17 protein-coding genes and 1 pseudogene are annotated in these 22,437 nt (G+C 65.0%); 11 read left to right on the plus strand and 7 right to left on the minus strand.

Going from position 1 to position 22,437, the window contains the following annotated elements:
• Positions 1-433: pseudogene (locus AC1VNY_RS11580) on the minus strand (hypothetical protein); the annotation flags it as partial.
• A gap of 183 nt (positions 434-616) precedes the next feature.
• Here AC1VNY_RS11580 and glmU point away from each other — a divergent pair.
• Positions 617-1,975 carry a bifunctional UDP-N-acetylglucosamine diphosphorylase/glucosamine-1-phosphate N-acetyltransferase GlmU gene (glmU, locus tag AC1VNY_RS11585; protein ID WP_482405246.1) on the plus strand — a complete coding sequence of 453 codons (1,359 nt, stop codon included), beginning with the start codon at positions 617-619 and terminating at the stop codon, positions 1,973-1,975.
• Positions 1,976-2,232: 257 nt separating this feature from the next.
• Here the strand turns inward: glmU and AC1VNY_RS11590 are convergent, their stop codons facing one another.
• From AC1VNY_RS11590 to AC1VNY_RS11600, 3 genes are all read right to left on the minus strand, one after another.
• On the minus strand, positions 2,233-3,816 hold the full coding sequence (locus AC1VNY_RS11590) for a solute symporter family protein (RefSeq protein ID WP_482405247.1): 1,584 nt from the start codon (positions 3,814-3,816) through the stop codon (positions 2,233-2,235).
• 12 nt (positions 3,817-3,828) lie between these two features.
• On the minus strand, positions 3,829-4,155 hold the full coding sequence (locus tag AC1VNY_RS11595) for a DUF485 domain-containing protein (protein WP_482405248.1): 327 nt from the start codon (positions 4,153-4,155) through the stop codon (positions 3,829-3,831).
• 77 nt (positions 4,156-4,232) lie between these two features.
• Positions 4,233-5,183 (minus strand): LysR family transcriptional regulator, encoded by a 951-nt coding sequence (locus tag AC1VNY_RS11600; protein WP_482405249.1) that lies wholly within the window; start codon positions 5,181-5,183, stop codon positions 4,233-4,235.
• Between the two features lie 175 nt (positions 5,184-5,358).
• Here AC1VNY_RS11600 and AC1VNY_RS11605 point away from each other — a divergent pair, with 175 nt between their 5' ends.
• Together AC1VNY_RS11605 and AC1VNY_RS11610 are read left to right on the plus strand one after the other, a co-directional pair.
• Positions 5,359-6,423 (plus strand): carbon-nitrogen hydrolase family protein, encoded by a 1,065-nt coding sequence (locus tag AC1VNY_RS11605; RefSeq protein ID WP_482405250.1) that lies wholly within the window; start codon positions 5,359-5,361, stop codon positions 6,421-6,423.
• Between the two features lie 175 nt (positions 6,424-6,598).
• Positions 6,599-7,393, plus strand: coding sequence for an adenylate/guanylate cyclase domain-containing protein (locus tag AC1VNY_RS11610; protein ID WP_038376465.1), 795 nt, complete (start codon positions 6,599-6,601; stop codon positions 7,391-7,393).
• A gap of 54 nt (positions 7,394-7,447) precedes the next feature.
• Here the strand turns inward: AC1VNY_RS11610 and AC1VNY_RS11615 are convergent, their stop codons facing one another.
• The gene (locus AC1VNY_RS11615; protein ID WP_482405251.1) at positions 7,448-9,415 is read right to left on the minus strand and encodes an oleate hydratase; all 1,968 of its coding nucleotides are present in this window, start codon (positions 9,413-9,415) and stop codon (positions 7,448-7,450) included.
• Between the two features lie 395 nt (positions 9,416-9,810).
• On the opposite strand from AC1VNY_RS11615, the gene AC1VNY_RS11620 reads away from it, so the two are divergent.
• The 4 genes from AC1VNY_RS11620 (at position 9,811) to AC1VNY_RS11635 (ending at position 13,636) form a co-directional block, all read left to right on the plus strand.
• Complete coding sequence (locus AC1VNY_RS11620; protein WP_482405252.1) at positions 9,811-10,086, plus strand: hypothetical protein; 276 nt, start codon at positions 9,811-9,813, stop codon at positions 10,084-10,086.
• A complete protein-coding gene (locus AC1VNY_RS11625) occupies positions 10,083-10,730 on the plus strand; it encodes a hypothetical protein (protein ID WP_482405253.1) in 648 nt (215 codons plus the stop codon). The genes AC1VNY_RS11620 and AC1VNY_RS11625 overlap by 4 nt, the downstream gene beginning before the upstream one ends.
• Before the next feature lie 175 nt (positions 10,731-10,905).
• Positions 10,906-12,732, plus strand: coding sequence for a glutamine--fructose-6-phosphate transaminase (isomerizing) (gene glmS, locus AC1VNY_RS11630; RefSeq protein ID WP_028340707.1), 1,827 nt, complete (start codon positions 10,906-10,908; stop codon positions 12,730-12,732).
• Between the two features lie 106 nt (positions 12,733-12,838).
• On the plus strand, positions 12,839-13,636 hold the full coding sequence (locus tag AC1VNY_RS11635; protein ID WP_482405254.1) for a DUF502 domain-containing protein: 798 nt from the start codon (positions 12,839-12,841) through the stop codon (positions 13,634-13,636).
• Between the two features lie 17 nt (positions 13,637-13,653).
• Here the strand turns inward: AC1VNY_RS11635 and recG are convergent, their stop codons facing one another.
• A complete protein-coding gene (gene recG / locus AC1VNY_RS11640) occupies positions 13,654-15,762 on the minus strand; it encodes an ATP-dependent DNA helicase RecG (RefSeq protein WP_482405255.1) in 2,109 nt (702 codons plus the stop codon).
• Positions 15,763-15,904: 142 nt separating this feature from the next.
• Here recG and AC1VNY_RS11645 point away from each other — a divergent pair, with 142 nt between their 5' ends.
• Together AC1VNY_RS11645 and mfd are read left to right on the plus strand one after the other, a co-directional pair.
• Positions 15,905-16,195 carry an FAD assembly factor SdhE gene (locus AC1VNY_RS11645; RefSeq protein WP_028332052.1) on the plus strand — a complete coding sequence of 97 codons (291 nt, stop codon included), beginning with the start codon at positions 15,905-15,907 and terminating at the stop codon, positions 16,193-16,195.
• Positions 16,192-19,710 carry a transcription-repair coupling factor gene (gene mfd / locus AC1VNY_RS11650; protein WP_482405256.1) on the plus strand — a complete coding sequence of 1,173 codons (3,519 nt, stop codon included), beginning with the start codon at positions 16,192-16,194 and terminating at the stop codon, positions 19,708-19,710. The genes AC1VNY_RS11645 and mfd overlap by 4 nt, the downstream gene beginning before the upstream one ends.
• A gap of 24 nt (positions 19,711-19,734) precedes the next feature.
• On the opposite strand, the gene AC1VNY_RS11655 is transcribed toward mfd, so the two are convergent.
• Entirely contained in the window at positions 19,735-20,640 is a 906-nt protein-coding gene (locus AC1VNY_RS11655; protein WP_482405257.1) for a LysR family transcriptional regulator, read from the minus strand.
• Between the two features lie 192 nt (positions 20,641-20,832).
• Here AC1VNY_RS11655 and AC1VNY_RS11660 point away from each other — a divergent pair, with 192 nt between their 5' ends.
• Together AC1VNY_RS11660 and AC1VNY_RS11665 are read left to right on the plus strand one after the other, a co-directional pair.
• Positions 20,833-21,609: an amino acid ABC transporter ATP-binding protein gene (locus AC1VNY_RS11660; RefSeq protein ID WP_482405258.1), complete on the plus strand. Its 777-nt coding sequence runs from the start codon at positions 20,833-20,835 to the stop codon at positions 21,607-21,609.
• A gap of 27 nt (positions 21,610-21,636) precedes the next feature.
• Entirely contained in the window at positions 21,637-22,431 is a 795-nt protein-coding gene (locus AC1VNY_RS11665) for an ABC transporter substrate-binding protein (RefSeq protein WP_304495366.1), read from the plus strand.
• Positions 22,432-22,437: the final 6 nt, after the last annotated feature.

Here is a 22,437-nt window from a genome sequence, read left to right on the forward strand (position 1 = left end):
CACCCTTGGCACCGGGCGCCGCTGCCAAGGGTGATGGTGCCGCCATGGGTGTCGGCGGCTGCCTCGCGATCGCGCCGGTCACGGAGTCGAGACCCTGCTCCAGCGTGGTGACGCGTGAATACAGCCGGTCGCGGTCGCCGTTGAGCGTATCGATCGCGGACGCCAGCCGGCGCGTCTCGTTGTGGCTCTCCTTCGCCAGCGTCTGCAACTGCTGGGCCTGTCGTGCAATGTCCGCGGCGGCGACCTGGTCGCGCCGCAGCGTCAGCGCCGACTGGTTGGCCATCACCGCGACGGTGACGGCGCCGACCGCGGCGACGCCCCACGAGCCGAGCCGCCACAGCATGCGGCGATCCAGAGCTTCCTCCTCGGCCAAAAAGCCGGTGGTGCTCTCGGTGTCGAATTCCGCCGCCAGATTGTCGCGATCTTTGGCCAAAGCCCGCTTGGCCCTCCTCAAGGCCCGCCGAATCACGAGGCAAAGATTAACAGGAAATGGACCGGGAACTTGAATCCGGAGCGCCCCGGAGGCGAATCGGTTTCTTCTGCCGGGGAAAACAATTAAAGACGGCCTCGAAGAAAGCTTTGCGCAGCGAACTGCGCGCGACATCGAGGATTGCGAATGACTGCGCGAACGAGCCTGACAGTGGTGCTTGCGGCCGGTGAGGGCACGCGGATGCGCTCGTCGCTGCCGAAGGTGCTGCACCCCGTGGCCGGGCAGCCGCTGCTGGCGCATGTGCTCGACGCCGCGGCCTCCGGCGAGGGATCGCAGCTGGCAGTCGTGGTCGGCCCGGACCACGAGGCGGTCGCCGCCGAGGCGCGCCGGGTGCGGCCCGACGTGCAGGCCTTCGTGCAGCGCGTGCGGCTCGGCACCGCGCATGCGGTGCTGGCGGCGCGCGAGGCGATCGCCCGCGGCGCCGACGACCTCTTGATCGCATTCGGCGACACGCCGCTGATCTCGGCCGAGACCTTTGCCCGTATGCGCGCGCCGCTGCGCGACGGCGCGGCGCTTGCGGTGCTCGGCTTCCATGCCGCCGACCCGACCGGCTACGGCCGGCTGGTGGTCGAGAACGGCAAGCTGGTTGCGATCCGCGAGCAGGCCGATGCCAGTGCCGAAGAGCGCAAGATCACGCTGTGCAATGCCGGCGTGATGGCGTTCGACGGCAAGAAGGCGCTCGCGATCATCGAGAAGATCGGCAACGCCAACGCCAAGGGCGAATATTATCTGACCGATGCCGTCGGCATCGTCAGGGAACTCGGACTGGAGGCCGTCGTGATCGAGACCAGCGAAGACGAAGTGCGCGGCATCAACACCAAGGCGCAGCTCGCCGAGGCCGAGGCCGTGATGCAGGCGCGGCTGCGCAAGCAGGCGCTCGAGGCCGGCGTGACCCTGATCGCACCGGAGACCGTCTATCTCGCCGCCGACACCAAATTCGGCAAGGACGTCACGATCGAGCCATTCGTGGTGATCGGACCGGGCGTTTCGATCGACGACGGCGCCGTGATCCATTCCTTCTCGCACATCACCCAGGCTACGCTCGGCAAGAAGGTGGAGCTCGGACCCTACGCGCGGCTGCGGCCCGGCACTTCCCTCGGCGACGGCGTGAAGATCGGCAATTTCGTCGAGACCAAGGGTTCGAGGCTGGAGGCCGGGGTCAAGGTCAACCATCTCTCCTATGTCGGCGACGCCCATGTCGGTGCCAATTCCAACCTCGGTGCCGGCACCATCACCTGCAACTATGACGGCTTCCTCAAGCACAAGACGCTGATCGGCGAGGGCGCCTTCATCGGCACCAATACGTCGCTGGTCGCGCCGGTCACGATCGGCAAGGGCGCCTATATCGGCTCGGGCTCGGTGATCACCAAGGATGTTCCCGACGATGCGATGGCGCTCGAGCGCAGCGAGCAGTCCATCCGCGAAGGCGGCGCCGCGCGCTACCGCACGGCGAAGCTGAAGGAGAAGGCCGCGAAGGGGAAGTGATCTTCTCGCGACATATTTGCGAGCCTGTCTCAACGATAAGGTGTCGTCCCGGCGAAAGCCGGGACCCATACTCCGCAGCGGAAGTTGGGGACAGGACTCGTCGTTCCAGCATCGTGAAGCAATGACCATCGGTGGTTATGGGTCCCGGCTTTCGCCGGGACGACAGCCAACGTGTTGCGCGATCCGTGAGTCACATGTGCGTATCGGGCGACGGGGTTCGCGACAGGCCGATCGCAACGTCGATCGGTTGCCGCGGTTCATGCCGCATTCTTCGCCTGGCGCGGCTCGTCGGTGTTCGGCTGGACCGGTCCGAGCAGGATGCGCCGCTGCATCTCGTCAAAGGCGAGGTTTGCGTTCTTCTCCCGTGTCACCAGCGACAGCAGGATCGCGACCGCAAAGGATAGCGGCATGCTGATGATCGCGGGATTGCGCAGCGACACGAACCACCATTGATGCTCGACCGCGGCGAGCGGCTTGCCGAGAATGTCGACCTGGATGGTCGGCGACAGATAGATCAGCACCAGCGAGCTCAGCGTGCCGACGAGGATGCTCGCCACGGCAGCAGGCGTCGTGAAGTGGCGCCAGGTGATGGCGAGCACGAGCGAAGGGAAGTTGGCGGCGCAGGCGATCGAGAACGCAAGTCCCGCCATGAAGGCGACATTCTGGCCTTCGAACGCGATGCCCAGGCCGATGGCGAGGATGGAAATCAGAACGGTCGCGACCCGCGCGACCTTGAGCTGCTCGGCCTCCTGAGCGGTGCCGTTCCGGATCACATTGGTCCAGACGTCGTGGCAGAGCGTGGCGACGCCCGACAGCGTCAGCCCCGCGACGACCGCGAGCATGGTCGCGAACGCGACCGCACAGATGAAGCCGAAGAACGCATTGCCGCCGACGGTGAGTGCGAGCAGGGGCGCTGCCATGTTGCCGCCGCCTCCGGCCTTGGCCACTGCCTCGGGGCCGACCAGCACCATGGCGCCGAAGCCGATGATGAAGACCATGAGATGAAAGACGCCGATCAGGCCGGTGGCATAGAGGATCGACAGCCGTGCGGCTTTGGAATCCTTCACCGTATAGGCCCGCATCAGCACATGCGGCATCGCGGCGGTGCCGAACATCAGGCCGAGCCCGAGCGAGATGGCATCCCATTGACCCGAGACCACCTTCGATCCCGGCTGCAGCACCTTGGTGCCGTATTTCTCGGACGCCGCGGCGAACAGCTTCAGCGGGTTCATGTCGAAATGGGTCAACACGAGGAAGGCGAGCAGGATGCCGCCGCCCATCAGCAGCACGGCCTTGACCACCTGCACCCAGGTCGTCGCCAACATGCCGCCGAACAGCACATAGACCAGCATCACGCTGCCGACGACGATGACCGACCAGGTGTAGGGCAGGCCGAACAGCAGCTTGATCAGCGATCCTGTCGCGACCATCTGGGCGATGAGGTAGAACAGGATCACGGCAAGCGTACCGATGGCGCCGGCGAGGCGCACCGGGCGCTGGCGCAGGCGATAGGCCACGACGTCGGCGAAGGTGAAGCGGCCGACATTGCGCAAAGGTTCGACGATCAGGAACAGAATGATCGGCCAGCCGACCAGCCACCCGATCGAATAGATCATGCCGTCGAAGCCGTTCGAGGTGACGATGCCGGCAATTCCGAGCAGGGCCGCGGCGCTGAGGAAGTCTCCCGCGAGTGCCCAGCCGTTCTGCCACGGCGTGACCTTGCCGCCGGCGGCAAAAAAGTGCTCGGTGGTGCGCGTGCGCCGCGCAGCCCAATAGGTGATCGCCAGCGTCAGCGTCATGAAAGCGAAGAAGAACCCGATCGAAAGCGTGCTGCTGCCCATTTGCCTGTCCCCCTAGCGTAGCTCGCGAACGCCTGCGTCGAACACCCGGTTCGCCCACAGCACGTAGATCAGGCAGAGCACGAAGGAAGAGATGATGACGAGCGGGCCGAGCACGATGCAAAGCGACAGGCCGGGCATCAGGATGGTGCCGAGCAGCGGCTTGTCGAACGCGAAAAGCCCCATGAAGCCGAAATAGATCGCGATCATCGCGACGCTCAGAACGAGCGCGACGGTCAGCCGCTTCTTGGCCAGTTTTTTGGCCAGTTGCTCGGCCGCTTTCTTGGCCAATGCGCCGCCGCTCTGCGCCGGATCGGCATTGCCGGGAATAACCACGTTCATATCGGCCCCCTCAAAACTTCAGCGCGCTCTGCTTGCGCCAACCGGACGAGCTTCAGCCGGGGTCTGACGGAAGGGAATTATGGATTTTTGCAATCTACTGTGCGCGGCTGCGGCACGACATCGGCCAGCGTGACCTGCATGTCGGGATCCTGCTTCAGGGTATTTTTCAGGAAGGCGCGGACGGCGCGGATGCGCGGGGCGAATTGCAGGTCGCTGTGGACGTTGAGCCAGACCTCGCGAACGGTGCCGGCGAGGGCGGGCAGCACGGGCATCAGGTCGGGCCGGTCCCTGGTGGCAAAGCTCGGAAGCATCACGATGCCGAGGCCGCCCGCCGCGGCGTTCATCTGCGCGATCATGCTGTTGGAGTGGAAGGCGATTTTCGGCTCTTCGATGACGTCGGCGAGCCAGCGCACCGAATCGACCTGGATCAGGTCCTCGATATACGACACGAACCAATGATGCTGCAGGTCGCGCAGGCTTGCGGGCATCCCGTGGCTGTCGAGATAGTCCTGGCTCGCGAATAGCCCGAGCCGAAACTTGCCGATGCGCTCCGAGATCAGGCCGGGACCAGGTGGCCGGAAGAAGGACACGAACAGATCGGCCTCGCGCTTATGGACGTAGACCGTCTGGGCGGACGTGACGAGTTCGACGGTGAGCTGTGGCGTGGTGCGACGCAGCCTGGCAAAGCGTTGCGCCAGATAGAGCGAGGCGATCCCCTCCATGGTGGCGAGCCGCACGGTCCCGACGAGCTCCTGGGTGTCGCTGGCGCTGGCCTCCTCGCGAATGGCGATCACCGCGCTCTCGACCCGCTCGGCATGACGCAACAGCCGCTCGCCGACTTCGTTGAGCTTGAGCCCGGTGCGGTGGCGTTCGAACACCGCCACCCCGAGGGAGGCTTCCATCTGGGCGATGCGCCGGCTGACGGTGGAATGGTCGAGCCGCAGCCGCTTTGCTGTTTGGCTCAAATTGCCGGCGCGGGCGGCGCAGAGAAACACCCGCAGATCGTCCCAGTTGATCGTGTCGAACATGATCTGCCTCCAGGTTGCGGCCGTTGAGATTGCGGCCCTTGTCAGCAAAGCAATTCCCATTCCAGCGCGTGGCGGTTCCGATCCTTCGCAACCGACCTTGCGACAATTCCCATGCACGCCGGCAAGGCAAGGATGATACCGCTTCGCTCCCTTAGTCCTAGCCGGGATTTTCGACATGCTCCCTCGTTTCAAGGCTGCTGCCGTCCACGCCGCGCCCGTCTTCCTCGACAGCTGGGCGACCACCGAAAAGGCGATCGCCATCATTCGCGAGGCGGCCAGAGCCGGCGCCGAGCTGATCGCGTTTCCCGAGACCTATATTCCCGCCTTTCCGGTCTGGGCCGCGCTGTGGCCTCCGATCGACAACCACGATCTGTTCGTGCGCATGGCGGAGCAATCCGTGCTGGCGGACGGACCGGAGGTGGCGCGGCTTTGCGCCGAGGCGCGCGCCCTCGGCGTCACGGTCTCGATCGGCATCAGCGAGCGCTCCGCCGTCAGCGTCGGGGGGCTGTGGAACTCGAACCTGCTGATCGGCGAGACCGGAGAAATTCTGATCCATCACCGCAAGCTGGTTCCGACCTTCTATGAGAAGCTGGTGTGGTCGTCAGGGGATGGTGCGGGCCTTAAGGTCGCGGAGACGCGGCAGGGCCGGATCGGCGGGTTGATTTGCGGCGAGAATACCAATCCATTGGCCCGCTTCGCGCTGATGGCGCAGGGCGAGCAGGTGCACGTTTCGAGCTGGCCGCCGATGTGGCCCACCCGGCGCCCGGCAGGCGGCGGCAATTTCGACAACGTGGCCGCCAACCGCATCCGGGCCAGCGCCCACTGCTTCGAAGCCAAGGTATTCGGGATCGTCACCGCAGGCTACATGGACCAGGCGATGCGCGCCTTCCTCATCGAACGCGATCGAACGATCGCCGACGTGATCGACCAGACGCCACGTGCGGCGAGCTTCTTCGTCGATCCGACGGGCAGCGTGTTCGGCGATGGATTGCAGGACGAGGAGGGGATCGCCTACGCGGAGATCGATCTCAATCGCTGCGTCGAGCCGAAACAGTTTCATGACGTGGTCGGCTACTACAACCGCTTCGACATCTTTGGCGTGACGGTCGACCGCAGCCGGTTGACCCCGGCGCGATTCCGCGATGCAGAGCAGCCAATAGCGGATACGCAAGACGCGGCAATTCTGTCGGTCGATGCCGACGCGGGTTTGAACGGGCAGGGGCGCGACTGCCGGAGCTGACGAAGAGCTGGTGCTGACTCATACAATCCTTCGTCCGCTTGCGGGACCCGATGCGAACATCGAAGTCCGGCATTCTCGATAGCCCGCAAACCTGCACCGTTGCCAACGCGGGAATGTATGGCTACGCTTTACCCTGGGTAGGCTGCCAAACGCTTCTTCGATCGGCCGGACGCTCATGCCAAAATTCCTTCGCATCGGAGTCCATCAGTCGAACGTTTCCGGATACACGTCGAAGGCATGGTGCATTCGACGGGCCGGCTCGACGGTTTTCCTGAAGTGGGGCGCCGTGCAGGTTGATGGCGCGGGCGACGGGCGAAAGGTCTACTGGACGTTTCCACCGCAGGAAAAAACCATTCGCTGCCGCACGGTGCAGCGCGCCCAGGACTACACCAAGGCCGCCATCGCGCGGCGACGCAGCCATCGCTATGAACCGCTGGCTGGGAATATCGCGAACCGGCGCCGAACCGCCGATCGGGACTCGCAGCTCAAGCAGGCGCTTGCCACCATCCTCTATGTCGATATCGTCCGATCCACCGAAAAGGCCGCGCGGCTCGGCGACACGCGCTGGGCGACGGTGATGAATCACTACTACGTCGCTGTGCGCAGGGAGCTGAAGGCCTTGCGGGGGAAGGAAGTCGTGACGACGGGAGACGGGGTGCTGGCGACGTTCCGCGCGCCGGCAGCCGGGATCCGTTGTGCGACCGCAATCCGCGAGTCCGTGCGCACGTTGGGGCTGGAGATCAGGGTTGGACTGCACGCGGGCGAATACCAGGTGAGTGGGGCGGAGGTGATCGGTCTTGCGTTTCACATCGGCGCGCGCGTCGCGGCGAAAGCGCGGGCCGGCGAAGTGCTGGTCTCGAGCGCCGTCAAGGACCTGATGTCAAAGTCCGAAATCCGCTTCAAGGACCGCGGCGCGCACCAGCTCAAAGGCGTGCCGGAGCGATGGCGGCTCTACCGGGTTGAGCATTAGGGCGTCCGGCAAGGATCGACGTCGGCGTTGCATCGCACTTTCGCGGATCGTGCTCTAGCCCTTGCGGGTCGAGATGTTCTCTCGAATCCGTTCCAGCCAGCCGATGATGGCGCCGAGCGCCTGATCGCCCTTGCCGGGAAGTCCCGCCAGCTCGCGCTCGGCACTGCCGCGCCGCGTGGAATCGGGCTCGGGCAGTGGTGGAAGAATGTGGGCGTAGTAGGTCTTGTCGAGCAGCCGGTGCAGCAGGCGTTCGCCCGGGAACGGTTCGTTGTTGTTCAAGGCACGGGCGCCCTTCAGGATGGTCCGGATATCATATTGCGTGGGGCTGATGTCCGGCACCTGCTTGGCGAGTTTGAGCAGCGTGTACACCGCGACCCGCGCGGTGCGGACCGAGCTGTCCATCGTGAAGATGATGTCATTCGATGTTTCCACGAACTGGCCCATCAGGCCCAGATTGGTGCAGCCCGCGGGGACGGGATGCGGCCGGTCGCCCGCCGCGCGGGGCATGAACATCGCGGTGATGTAGGGCATCAAGGCGAGGCGGGCCTTGGTGTTCGCCACCACCGCATCCAGCTTGTCCTCGATGCCGAGGTGGTAGCAGAGCTCCGCCAGGATCTCGCGGCCGGTGCAGGCCGGCATCGGCTTCTTGACGTAGTTGCCCTCCTTGTCCATCAGCAATGCGTAGACCCAGACCACCAGGACGTCCTTCGGCTGGGTCGGAAAGTGCGGCTGCCGGTTGCAGGTGAAGCTGAGCACCCAATTGGAGTCGGTGAAGGTGATGATCCCGCCGGTGACCGTCTTGCCGGAATAGGGATCGTTGACTGAAAGCTCCTTCAGCCGGTCGACGAAGGGCGACGGCTTGCAGGTGAGCGTGACCGACTCCCACATCGACTTGTCGACATTGCCGTAGAACTTCTCGGGCTTGCCGAAGATCGGCGATTTCTTCGCGAGGTTCGTCCACAGCGTCCAGTCGCTGGCTTGACCCGGATCATGCTTGCCGCGCTGAAGAACCGGAGCATCGTCCATGTCGCCATAAGCGGTGCCCTCGGTCATCGATCCCGTGAGCGCGAAGACCAGATCTTTCGGACCGACCGGAATGGTGGTGTCGGCGCCGCCCACCTTGGCGTGGATCGCGGTGACCGTGCGGGCATCGCCGTCGGCCTTGATGTCGAGATCGTGGGCGCGGGTATCGAACTGCACCTTGACGCCGCGCTCGCGCAGATGCGTCACCAGCGGACGGACGAAGCTGTCGAACTGGTTGTATTTCGGAAATACCAGCGCCGACATGTCGCTCAGCCCGTCGATCGCATCGAGGAAGCGATGCATGTAGAGCTTCATTTCGAGCAGGCTCTGCCAGTTCTCGAAGGCGAACATCGAGCGCCAGAGGAACCAGAAGTTGGTCTCGAGGAAGCCCGGGCTGAAGTACTGCTCGATGGTGATGTCGTCGAGATCCTCCTTGCGCTTAAGCAGCAGGCGGATCAATTCCCATTGCTGCGGCTTCGACAGGCCGAGCGTCGAGAAGTCGCGGATCTGGCCGCGCTTGTGCATCAGCCGCGCCTTGGAGAAGTTCGGATCGTTGTCGTTGACGAGCCGGTATTCGTCGAGAACGCTGTAACCCTCTGGCAATTCCAGCGCCTGGACGTCCTGGAACATGTCCCAGAGATTGTCGTAGTTCCAGTTCATCTCGCGACCGCCGCGAATGATGTAGCCGTTCTCGGGATCACCGGCGCCGTCGAGCGAGCCGCCCTCGATGTGCATGGTGTCGAGAATGGTGATGTCGTTGCCCTTCATGCCGCCGTCGCGGATCATGTAGAAGGCCGCGGCCAGTCCCGCGATGCCGCTGCCGATGATCCAGGCCTTGCGGGCTTCGACCGGCTGAATCGACACGGGACGGTTGCGCATGTAAGCGCCCATCATGTCCGGCGGCGGCAACGTGTTGTGGCTCCCGTTGTGCCAGTAGCGCCTGGACGCGTCGGTTTCGACCTCGAAGGTGGGCGTGCCGGAAGCTGCGACATCAGTCATTGGCGACCTTTCTGCGTGATTGGCTTTCGCGATCTTCGTGGGGCCGATGTTGGCAGTTCGCCATGTCATTTTCTGGCCCGGGCCCGGTTGCGGCGAAGATGTCGCGGCGCGACCGGCGATGCTTCGTTAAGGGAGGGTGTCGCGGAGCCGGCAAATTTTCAGTGATTTGGGAGGTCGACCGGATCGCCGCGCGCCGGTCCGGGGTCGCAGGTGCGTCTCTACCGCGTGCCGAGGATGCGCTGCCATGGCGTGCCGCCGAGCACCTTCTGGGAGCGCCGACTACCTCCGGCGTCGGCTGGCCTCGTCGAAAGGCGTTAATGACGTATTGATGCGGTTAACGACGTTTGCCGTCGGCGGTTTCATCGCTCTTAGGAGGCGATGAGGCAAAACACGTCATGCGCAAACATGCTGCGACCGCTTTGATTGGAGTCTTTTGCAGCCTCGTGACGTACTTCAGCGCCGCGCGACTCTGCCAATGGGCCGGGACCGGACAGCTGGCGGTGCTGTCCCGGAAGACACACGACCAACCTGAGTTCGTTTCCTGGGGCGACGATCGGCTCAGCTTCGTGCTGCTGTTCGCGCTCTATCTGTTTTTCCTCAAGAACGGACTGCACGGCATGCTGGTTACGTGCCGCGACGTCTGGCTGCATGGCCGGGGATGGGAATCGTGAGCGCGCGGCTGATCGCTGGATTGATCAAGGTGCTGCTCGGAGGTCTTCTCACGGCCGGCCCGTCGCTCGTGTCGGTCGCACGCGGCGACGAAACTTCGAGCATCAATGCACGACGCGAGGCGCTTCGTGAATGGAGCAGCCTTGCCAATGGACGCACGGACTTTGAAATTTCCGATCCGGCCCTGGTGCCAAGGATGCTTGCGCTTGCGGCCGAGCAATCCGGCTGCAAATACAGGGACGATATCGAAAAGCTGCCGGTTCGCTTCATGAAAGTGGCCGGGCACCGTCTCGCGCTGATGTTCTGTCGCTTTTCCGTGACCGGATCGCATCGCGCGTTCGATCTCTCCGACGTCAGCAGACCAAAGCCAATGGAATTTCCGTACGTCGCGCTGAACGGCTTCGGTACGACGGACACTCCGGGTTTCATCACATGGAGGGAGGAGGCCGGCTTGTTTCAGGCCGAAACCGGATCGGACCTGTGTCCCAGCCGACACCTGCGGCATGTCTATCGGCTGGACGTGACCAATCGCGAAAGCTTTGTCGTGGTTCGCGTCGAGGTCAGCGCGCCTGCGTGCGGCGCGGGTCAAGAATGGACCACGATTTGGGAGGCGAAACCGTGGCCAGCGCCGGCGGATCCCCGCTGACGCACTCTTGCCAAAATGGTTAGCCCCGATTAACCAGCCTTTCGCATCAACCTTGCCGTTTAAGACTGTCGCAATCGGCAATAATTATTGAGTATCTTGCGGCCGGCGATTCCCGTTAAGGGACCGTGTCGCCGCTTTGGCAAATTTTCGGCGATTTTTGGGGATATTGAACCGCATGTGCGGCATCGTCGGCATTCTTGGACGCGCTCCGGTCGCGGAGCAGTTGGTGGATTCGCTCAAGCGGCTGGAATATCGCGGCTATGATTCCGCCGGTGTTGCCACGCTGGAGAATGGCGGCCTGGCGCGGCGTCGCGCCGAGGGCAAGCTGAAGAACCTCGAAGCCCGGCTCGAGGCCAAGCCGCTCGGCGGCCACACCGGCATCGGCCACACCCGCTGGGCCACCCACGGCCGGCCGACCGAGAACAACGCGCATCCGCACGCCACCGAGCGCGTCGCCGTGGTGCATAACGGCATCATCGAGAATTTCCGCGAGCTGCGCGAGGAGCTCGAGGCCAAGGGCGCGGCGTTCTCGACCGAGACCGACACCGAGGTCGTGGTGCATCTGGTCGACAATCTGCTGAAGGGCGGCGTCAAGCCGATCGAGGCGGTGAGGGCTGTGCTGTCGCAGCTGCGCGGCGCGTTCGCGCTCGGCTTCATCTTCGCCGGCGAGGACGACCTGATGATCGGCGCCCGCAACGGTCCGCCGCTCGCGGTCGGCCATGGCGAGGGCGAGATGTATCTCGGCTCCGATGCGATCGCGCTCGGGCCGTTCACCGACACGATCAGCTATCTCGAAGACGGCGACTGGGTGGTGCTGAACCGCAAGGGCGCCACGATCTTCGACAAGGACAACGCCATCGTCCACCGCGAGGCGATCAAGCACACCACGGCGACGGCGCTGGTCGACAAGGCGAACTACCGCCACTTCATGGCGAAGGAGATCCACGAGCAGCCCGAAGTGGTCGGGCACACGCTGGCGCGCTATGTCGACATGGCGACCGAGCGCGTCACCATGCCGGTGAAACTGCCGTTCGACTTCAAGGATATCCAGCGCATCTCGATCACGGCCTGCGGCACCGCGAGCTATGCCGGCTTCGTCGCGAAATACTGGCTGGAGCGGCTGGCGCGGCTGCCGGTCGAGCTCGATGTCGCCTCCGAATTCCGCTACCGCGAGGCGCCGTTGCGCAAGGGCGATCTTGCGGTCTTCATCTCGCAGTCGGGCGAGACTGCCGACACGCTGGCGGCGCTGCGCTACGCCAAGGCGCAGGGCGCGCACACGCTCTCGGTCGTCAACGTGCCGACCTCGACGATCGCGCGCGAGAGCGAGACCGTGCTGCAGACGCTCGCCGGCCCCGAGATCGGCGTGGCCTCGACCAAGGCGTTCACGTGCCAGCTGATGGTGCTGGCCTCGCTCGCGGTCGCCGCCGGCAAGGCGCGCGGCGAGCTGTCCGATGCCGACGAGGCCAAGCTGGTGCATGGCCTGGTCGAGATCCCGCGCCTGATGTCGGAAGCGCTCACCACCGAAGTGCAGATCGAGAAGCTGGCGCGCGAGATCTCGAAGTCGCGCGACGTGCTCTATCTCGGCCGCGGCACCAGCTATCCGCTGGCGCTGGAAGGCGCGCTGAAGCTGAAGGAAATCTCCTACATCCACGCCGAGGGCTATGCCGCCGGCGAGCTCAAGCACGGGCCGATCGCGCTGATCGACGAGCACATGCCCGTCGTGGTGATCGCGCCGTACGACAAGGTGTTCGAGAAGACCGTCTCCAACATGCAGGAGGTCGCCGCCCGCGGCGGCAAGATCATCCTGATGACCGACGCCAAGGGCGCGGCGGAAGCGACGATCCAGTCGCTGGTGACGATCGTGATGCCGGACATGGGGGCGACGTTCGCGCCGATCGTCTACGCCGTTCCGGTGCAGCTGCTCGCCTATCATACCGCTGTCGTGATGGGCACCGACGTCGATCAGCCCCGGAATCTGGCCAAATCGGTCACGGTCGAATAGTCGCAAGCCGCGGCTTCACGCGGCCCTTCAAAAAGCTGATAGAATGGCTTAGCTGGGTGATGGACTACGGCCGCTCCGACGCCGCTTCGACGACCTTGGAACCGCAATGACCTCCAACCAAGTGCCTCCCGCCTCGACCGGTGAATTGCCCCCGGATGCCCCGCGCGGGCTGATGGCGCGGTTTCGCAACTATTTCCTCACCGGCCTCGTGGTGGCCGGGCCGGTTGCGATCACCCTGTATCTGACCTGGTGGTTCGTGAACTGGGTCGACAATCTGGTCCGGCCGTTCGTGCCCACGGCCTACCGGCCGGAAACCTATCTGCCGTTCGGACTGCCGGGTTCCGGCCTGATCGTCGCGGTCATCGCGCTGACGCTGCTCGGCTTCCTCACCGCCAACCTGATCGGGCGCACCCTGGTCGATCTCGGCGAACGGCTGCTTGGCCGCATCCCTGCGGTGCGCGCGATCTATCGCGGCCTGAAGCAGGTGTTCGAGACGCTGTTCTCCGGCAACGGCTCGAGCTTCCGCCGCGTCGGCCTGGTCGAGTTTCCATCGCCCGGCATGTGGTCGATCGTGCTGATCTCGCAGGCGCCGAGCACCGAGCTCGCCGCCAGCTTCCCCGGAGAGGAGGAGCATATTTCGGTGTTCCTGCCGTGCGCGCCGAACCCGACCACCGGCTTCTTCTTCTATGTGCCGAAGAGCAAGATCATCGAGATCGAGATGAGCACCGAGGATGCCGCGACGCTGATCATGTCGGCCGGCGTGGTGCAGCCCGGCAGCAACGACCAGAAGCGCGCCGCGGCGCTCGCCGGCATGGCCAACGCCGCGCGCATTGCCAACCAGGCCTCGACCAACCAGGCCTCGCTGCAGCCGGCCACACAGCCCGCGCCGGCGAAGGTGGAGTAGGCAAGCGCCACTCCATACTACCCAGCCCCGATCAGCGGCACGGCTTCGTCGCGTTCATAGAGGTAGAGCAGGACGCGCAGCGCTTCGCCGCGCTCGCCCTTCAGCTTCGGATTGTCCTTCATGATCCGCAGCGCCTCGTCGCGGGCCTGGGTGATGAGCTGGCCGTGCACCTCGGAGCGCGCGATGCGGTAGCCGGGCAGGCCGCTCTGGCGGATGCCGAGCACGTCGCCTTCGCCGCGCAGCTTGAGATCCTCCTCGGCGATCCGGAATCCATCCGTGGTCTCGCGGATCACTTTCAACCGCGCCTTCGACATCTCGCCGAGCGGCTCCTTGTAGAGCAAAAGGCAGGTCGAGGCTTCCGAGCCGCGGCCGATGCGCCCGCGCAGCTGATGCAGTTGTGCAAGCCCGAAGCGTTCGGCGTTCTCGATCACCATGATGGTCGCCGCCGGCACGTCGACGCCGACCTCGACCACCGTGGTCGCGACCAGGAGGCCGATCTCGTGCGCGGCGAATTGCGCCATCACGCGATCCTTCTCGGTGCCCTTCATCTGGCCGTGCACGAGGCCGACGCGATCGCCGAACCGCTTCTGCAGGCTCTCGAAGCGTTCGGTCGCGTTGGTGAGGTGCTCGGTGCCTTCGGCCTCGGATTCATCGACCAGCGGGCAGATCCAGTAGACCAGCTTGCCGGCGGCGAGCGCGCGGCCGACGCCGTCCATGACGTCCTCGATCCGGCTCATCGGCACCGCGCGGGTGTCGATCGGCTGGCGGCCAGCGGGCTTTTCGCGCAGCTCCGAGACGTCCATGTCGCCGAAGTAAGTCAGCACCAGCGTGCGCGGAATCGGGGTGGCGCTCAGCACCAGCACGTCGACGGCCTCGCCCTTGGAGGTCAGCGCGAGGCGCTCGCGCACGCCGAAGCGATGCTGCTCGTCGACCACGGCAAGCGCGAGCGCCTTGTAGATCACATCGTCCTGGATCAGCGCGTGGGTGCCGACCAGGAGATCGATCTCGCCGGCCTCAAGCTGTGCCAGGAGCTCGCGGCGCTCCTTGCCTTTCTCGCGGCCGGTGAGGATCGCGACGCGCATGCCGGCGCTCTCGGCGAGCGGCGCGATGGTCTTGATGTGCTGGCGCGCCAGGATTTCGGTCGGCGCCATCAGCGCGGCCTGCTTGCCGGCTTCCGCAACCGCAGCGGCTGCCAGCAGCGCCACCACGGTCTTGCCGGAACCGACATCGCCCTGCACGAGGCGCAACATTCGCACCGGTTGTTGCAGGTCCGCGATGATCGCCGCGACCGCCTCTTGCTGCGACCTGGTCAGCGCATAGGGCAGGGCGTCGATGATCTTCCTGCGCAGATGACCGTCGCCGGCGTTGCGTACACCGGCGGGGCGGCGCAGCGTGGCGCGGATCAGGGCGAGCGCGAGCTGGCCGGCGAGTAACTCGTCGAACGCGAGGCGCGACCAGAACGGGCCGTCGGGCAGGATGTCGGTCAGCTCGACCGGCACATGCACGCGGGTCAGCGCCTCCCTGATCGGCGGGAAGTTGCAGCGGCGCAGCACCTCGGGGCTGATCCATTCCGGCAGATCCGGCAGCCTGGTCAGCGCCTGTGCGATGGCGCGGCGGAGCGAGCCGATCGCAAGCCCCTCGGTCAGCGGATAGACCGGATCGATGCCGGACAGTTTTGCAAAGCCCGCTTCATCGACGACGCGATCGGGATGCACGATCTGCGGGATGCCGTCATACATCGCCAGCGTGCCGGAGACGTAGCGCTTCTCGCCGACCGGCAGCAGTTTCTCGACATAGCCGGGCTGGGCGCGGAAGAAGGTCAGCACGACGTCGCCGGTGTCGTCGCTGGCATAGACGAGGTAGGGCGCGCGCGAATTCCGCGGCGGCGGCGGGCGATGGCGGTCGACGGTGACCTCGAGCGTCACCATGGTTCCGACCGCGGCGTCGCGGATCTTCGGCCGGGCGCGGCGGTCGATCACGCTCGCCGGCAGATGCAGCAGCAGGTCGACCAGCCGCGGCGTCTCGCTGCGGTCGAGCAGATAGCGCAGCAGCTTGTCCTGCTTCGGGCCGACCCCTTGCAGGGTCGTGACCTGGGCAAACAGCGGATTGAGCAGGGCTGGGCGCATCGGTGCCTTTACACACGACTCACGGCATGCGCGCAAGGAAACCCCAAAGCGCGGCGAATGAGGGCTGACATCGGCCCTTGCCATGGCTATATCAAGCCCGCCCGGCACGTCCGGGCTTTTGGCGTTGGATGGATTTTGGGACATGACGGGATCGACACGATCGAGCAGCGGGCTCGATGACCGCCGCAAGCGGCTTTTGTTTCGCTGCTGGCACCGCGGCACCCGGGAGATGGACCTGATCCTCGGCCGCTTCGCCGACGCGACCATTGGCGAACTGTCCGACCACGAGCTCGGCGAGCTCGAGCATCTGATCGAGGTGCCGGATCCCGACCTCTATGCGGCGCTGACCGGCGACAAGGTGCTTCCCGCAGAGTACGCGACCGCGCTGTTTGCCCGCATCAAGGCGTTTCGGGTCGCGGATCCCAGCGCATGAAACAGTCCATGAAATCACCGGCCGCGATGCTCGCGCCCGGCCGGGTGCTGACCATCGCCAACGTCGCCGAGGGCGCCGAGGGGCTCGTCATCTCCGATCTGGCGCGCGCCATCGCGGCGCAGCCGAAGCGTCCGGCTGTGAGCCTTGCCGTGGTGTGCCGCGACGGCGCGCGGATGCAGCAGCTCGCCCGCGCGCTGGAGTTCTTCGCGCCCGACATCGCCGTGATGCAGGTTCCGGCCTGGGACTGCCAGCCCTATGACCGCGTCTCGCCGCATTCCGGCATTTTGGCGCAACGCCTGACCGCATTGGCAAAACTGTCGCGGCTGGTCGGCAGCGACAAACCGCTGATCGTGCTCACGACAGTGAACGCGGCCGTGCAGCGGGTGCCGGCGCGCGATCAGGTCGCGGCGCAAGCGCTGTCGGTTGCGCCCGGCAATGTGGTGCCGATGGATTCGGTCGTGGCCTGGCTCGAGCACAACGGCTACACCCGTTCGTCCACGGTGCGCGAACCCGGCGAATATGCCGTGCGCGGCGGCATCCTCGATCTGTTTCCGGCCGGCCTCGACCAGCCGGTGCGCTTCGACTTCTTCGGCGACAGCCTGGAATCGATCCGCACCTTCGATGCCGAGACCCAGCGCACGCTGCTCGACATGCGCGGGCTCGATCTCGTGCCGGTCTCCGAATTCCAGCTCACCACCGAGACCATCCGGCGTTTCCGCATGGGCTATGTCGCCGCGTTCGGCGCGCCGGAACGCGACGACCGGCTCTATGAAGCCGTCTCCGAGGGACGGCGTCATCCCGGCATGGAGCATTGGCTGCCGCTGTTCCAGGAACGGATGGACACGCTGTTCGATTATCTCGACGGCGCAACGATCGCGATCGAGCCGCAGGGCGAGGACGCCGCGCGCGAGCGCTTCTCGCAGATCGTTGATTACTTCGACGCGCGGCGCGAGGCGCTGGAGCATCCGGGTAGCGGCGCGATCTACAAGCCGCTGCCGCCGGACCAACTCTATCTGACCGAGGCCGAATGGACCAAGCTGCTCGGCGATGCGCCGCTGGCGCGGCTGACGCCGTTCGCGGTGCCGGAAGGCTCGCCCGACGTGTTCGACGCCGGCGCGCGGCAGGGCCGCAATTTCGCTCCCGAACGCGCCGACAGCAACGTCAACGTGTTCGAGGCCGTGGTCGGCCATGTCGGCGCGCTGCAGTCGCAGCGCAAGAAGGTGGTGATCGCGCTGTGGAGCGAGGGCTCGCGCGACCGCATGGGCGCGATGCTGCGCGACCACAAGCTCCTGAACACGACCAGCGTCAACACCTGGCGGATCGTGCAGGCGACGCCGCGCAACGAGACCATGCTGGCCGTGCTCGGCATGGAAGCCGGCTTCGAGACCGACGAGTTCGCCGTCATCAGCGAGCAGGACATTCTCGGCGACCGCCTGGTGCGGCCGCGCAAGGCGAGCCGCAAGCTCGACAATTTCATCTCGGAGGTGACAAGCCTTGCGACCGGCGATCTCGTGGTCCATGTCGAGCACGGCATCGGCCGCTTCGTCGGCCTGCAGACGCTGGAAGTCTCCGGCGCGCCGCATGACTGTCTCGAGCTGCATTATGCCGCCGAGACAAAGCTGTTCCTGCCGGTCGAGAACATCGAGCTGTTGTCGCGCTACGGCTCCGACAGCGCCAATGTCGAGCTCGATCGTCTTGGTGGCGGCGGGTGGCAGGCGCGCAAGGCGAAGCTGAAGAACCGCATCCGCGAGATCGCGGGCGAGTTGATCAAGATCGCGGCCGAGCGGCAGCTGCACGAGGCGCCGAAATTCCCGCTGCAGCCGCACGTCTATGACGAGTTCTGCGCGCGCTTCCCCTATGAGGAGACCGAGGATCAGCTCGGGGCCATCACCTCGACCTTGAAGGATCTCGAAATCGGCCGCCCGATGGACCGGCTGATCTGCGGCGACGTCGGCTTCGGCAAGACCGAGGTGGCGCTGCGCGCGGCGTTCGCGGTGGCGCTGGAGGGCAGGCAGGTCGCGGTCGTGGTGCCGACCACGCTGTTGGCGCGCCAGCACTCGCGGACCTTCACGGAGCGCTTCAAAGGTTTCCCAGTCAATGTCGCGCAGGCGTCGCGGCTGGTGTCGACCAAGGAGCTCAACCAGGTCAAGAAGGGGCTCACCGACGGCAATGTCGACATCGTGGTCGGCACCCACGCGCTGCTCGGCAAGGCGATCAAGTTTAGGGATCTTGGCCTGTTGATCGTCGACGAGGAGCAGCATTTCGGCGTCAGCCACAAGGAGCGGCTGAAGCAGCTGCGCGCCCAGGTCCATGTGCTGACGCTGTCGGCAACCCCGATTCCGCGCACGCTGCAACTGGCGCTGACCGGCGTCCGCGAGCTCTCGATCATTGCCTCGCCGCCGGTCGATCGCCTTGCGGTGCGCACCTTCGTCGCGCCGCACGATCCCCTGATGATCCGCGAGGCGCTGCTGCGCGAACGCTACCGCGGCGGACAGGCGTTCTATGTCGTGCCGCGGATCGAGGACCTCGCCGGCGTCAAGGACTTCCTCGACAAGAACGTGCCGGAGATGAAGGTCGCGGTCGCCCACGGCCAGATGCCGCCGACCGTGATCGAGGACATCATGTCCGCGTTCTACGACGGCAAGTACGACATCCTGCTCTCGACCACGATCGTCGAGTCCGGTCTCGACATCCCGAACGCCAACACGCTGATCGTGCACCGCGCCGACATGTTCGGCCTTGCCCAGCTCTATCAGCTGCGCGGCCGCGTGGGCCGCTCCAAGCTGCGCGCCTATGCGCTGTTCACGCTGCCGGCGCAGCAGAAGATCACCGCGCAGGCGGAGCGCCGGCTCAAGGTGCTGCAATCGCTGGAGACGCTGGGCGCCGGCTTCCAGCTCGCCTCGCACGACCTCGACATCCGCGGCGCCGGCAATCTGCTCGGCGAAGAGCAGTCCGGCCACATCAAGGAAGTCGGCTTCGAGCTGTACCAGTCGATGCTGGAGGAGGCGATCGTCAACCTCAAGGCCGGCGTCGCCGAGCCGGCCGCCGACCGCTGGTCGCCGCAGATCACGATCGGCATGCCGGTCCTGATCCCCGAGGACTATGTCAACGACCTCAGCGTGCGGCTGTCGCTGTATCGCCGGCTCGCCGATCTCGACACCGACGAGGACATTGACGCCTTCGCCGCCGAGATGCGCGACCGCTTCGGCGTGCTGCCGGACGAGGTGCGCTATCTGTTCAAGGTCGCGGCGATCAAGGCCTATTGCCGAAGGGCCAATGTCGGGAAGGTCGATGCCGGCCCGAAGGGCGCCGTGATCGCATTCCGCGACAACAGCTTCGCGCATCCGGAGCGGCTGGTGAGCTTCATTCGCCAGCACGGCCAGGCCGCCAAGGTGCGGCCCGACATGAAGGTGGTGTTCTTCCAGGAGTGGGACACGCCGGAAGAGCGGCTCGCCGGCACCACCGAGATCCTGCGCCAGCTCGCCAATCTCGCCGAGAGCAAGAAGGCGGCTTGACACGCGGTCCGACGCAAGCCCCGCTCAGGATCGGATCAAATATGGCGCAACGTGGTCGTCGAGCAGTTTCAGGAACTGCTCGGCGAGAACGCTGAGTTCGCCGATCGTCGGCTTGAGGACTCCGACCTCGTAGTGGATCGCCGGCGCGAAGGGGCGGACGACGAGCGCGCTCGCTCCGCTGGTTCGCCTGAGCGTTTCGGACGCGCTGAGCGCGTCGACGAGGCAGACACCCGCGCCATCGATGACGAGGTTGAGCGCGACGGCAAAGAATTCACACTCGATCGCCGGATGAAACGGCGTACCGCTGGTTTCGAAGGCGCGCGATACCGCGGCATAGGTCGATCGGCTCTGCGAGGTGATGATCAGATCATGTCGTTCGAGAAGATCGGGGGTGACGACTTTCCGGTCAGCCAGTGCATGCGTTGCAGGCATCACGCAGTCGAGCGACATCCGGTAGCGCCGCAACACGACATTGGTGCGGTCGAACGGTGGCTCGGCGACTCCGAAGTCGAATGCACGCGCCGAGACCAGGCTCCGGACATTCTCGGAGCTTCGGGTCAGGAGCCTGATCGTTGTTGACGGGCGCTCGCGCTGGAAGCGGCTGACGACGCCCGGAAGCCAGACTATCCCAGGTCCCGGACTCGCGATCGTCAGAACGCCGCGCTTGCCTGCGGAGATTCCGGCAGCGGCGTCCTCCAGCTCGGCAAACCCGGCGAGCGCCCGGATCGCTTCATTGTGCAGCAGATGCGCCTCCGGCGTAGGCACGATATGGCGGCTCTCCCGGCGAAACAGCGCAAACCCGACATCCGCCTCCAGCCGTTTCAAGGCCGTACTCACAGCCGGCTGCGATATGCCGAGTGCGCGCGCGGCCTCGGTTGCCGATCGATGCTGCATAACAGCATGGAAAATCTCAACAAGACGCCGATCCATAACCAATATCTATATATCGTTTCGATGCTGCTCGTGGTATGAGCATGGAGGGAAACGCCAATAATACAAGGAATTTTCGCACATCACGCCGGCGAAATTCCAGATAATGTTACCGTAATCCTGAGCGTGACGAGCATTGGCATTATATTTGCTTATGTTTCGGGATGAACTCGTCTGGAGGGTCTTGCGGGGATGAACACCAGCCACGCATCATGTGCCGCGTCGGTCCTGGCCGCCGAGGCGGTGGTCAAACGCTTCGGCGTCCACACCGTTCTGAACGGCGTCGACCTTGCGCTGGGCACCGGGCAGTCGACCTGCATCATCGGTCCAAGCGGCTCCGGCAAGACGACACTTCTGCGATGCATGGCGCTGCTGGAAGCTCCTTCCGACGGGCGCGTCGTGATGGAGGGGGCGACGGTCTCGCAGGCCCGGCCATCGTCGGATGTGCGGCTCGCTGCCCGCAAGGTGCGGCCGGAAATCGGAATGGTGTTCCAGCAGTTCAATCTGTGGCCGCACATGACGGTGCTGGGAAATATCATCGAGGCCCCGATGCGCGTGCGCGGCGTCACCCGGGATGAGGCGGTCGTCACGGCCGAACGGCTGCTTCAGAAGGTCGGCATGGAGGCGAAGCGCGATGCCTATCCGGCCAGGCTGTCCGGAGGCCAGCAACAACGCGTCGCGATCGCCCGGGCGCTTGCCATGCAGCCGAAGATACTCCTGTTCGACGAGCCGACGTCGGCTCTCGACCCCGAACTTCGCCGCGAGGTGCTGCAGGTCATGCGCACGCTCGCGCTCGAAGGCATGACGATGCTCGTGGTGACGCACGAGATGGGCTTCGCCCGGCGCGTGGCGAGCCATGTCGTGTTCATGGACGAGGGGATGATCGTCGAGCACGGCACGCCCGCCGCCTTTTTCGAACGGCCGACGACCGAGCGCGCCAAGCGCTTTCTCAATCAGTTTGACGAGTGATCACTGCATGACAGGAGATTGAAGCTCATGCCAAATCTGCGCCGACTTGCCTTCGTTTGCGCGCTCTTTCTCTCGATGACGCCGGCGGCTGCCCAGCAGACGCAATCGCGCCTCTACGAGATCACCAAGAGCGGGGTACTCAGGGTCTGCATATGGCCCATGTACTACTCGATTTCTTTCCGCAATCCGGATAGCGGACAGCTCGAGGGGATCGACATCGACCTCTCCAAGGAGCTGGCAAAGGACATGGGCGTGAAGCTGGACTATGTCGAGACCAGCTTTGGCAGTTTCATCGCCGACCTGCAGGCCAACAAATGCGATCTCGGCATGTTCGGCGTCGGGGCGACGATGAAGCGTGCGCAGGCCGTCGCGTTCTCGGACCCGTATCTGACGAGCGGTGTCTATGCCGTCGTGCGCAAGGGCGGCCCGATCACATCCTGGGCGGATATCGACAAGCCGGGCGTCAACGCCGGCGTCTCGCTCGGCAGCTATGTCGAGAACTTCATGCGGTCTTACTTCAAGAACGCCAAGACCGTCGCGGTTGCACCTCCGGCCACGACCCCGGCTGAGCTGATGGCGCAACGCGTCGACGTCGTCATGACCGATTATCCGGCCTCGATCAAAATGAATGCCCAGTTCGACTGGACCACGACGGTGGCGCCGCCGGAAAACCTGTCCGTGACGCCCTACGCTTACGTCATGAATCAGGGCGACCAGATCTGGCTGAACTACGTGAACCTGTTCGTTCGCACCATCAAGCTCGACGGCCGGCTCAAGGCCGCCGCCGAGAAGAACAAGCTCGGACCGATCGTCGCGCCCTGAGACATC

The sequence above is a fragment of the Bradyrhizobium ferriligni genome, from assembly GCF_056837965.1.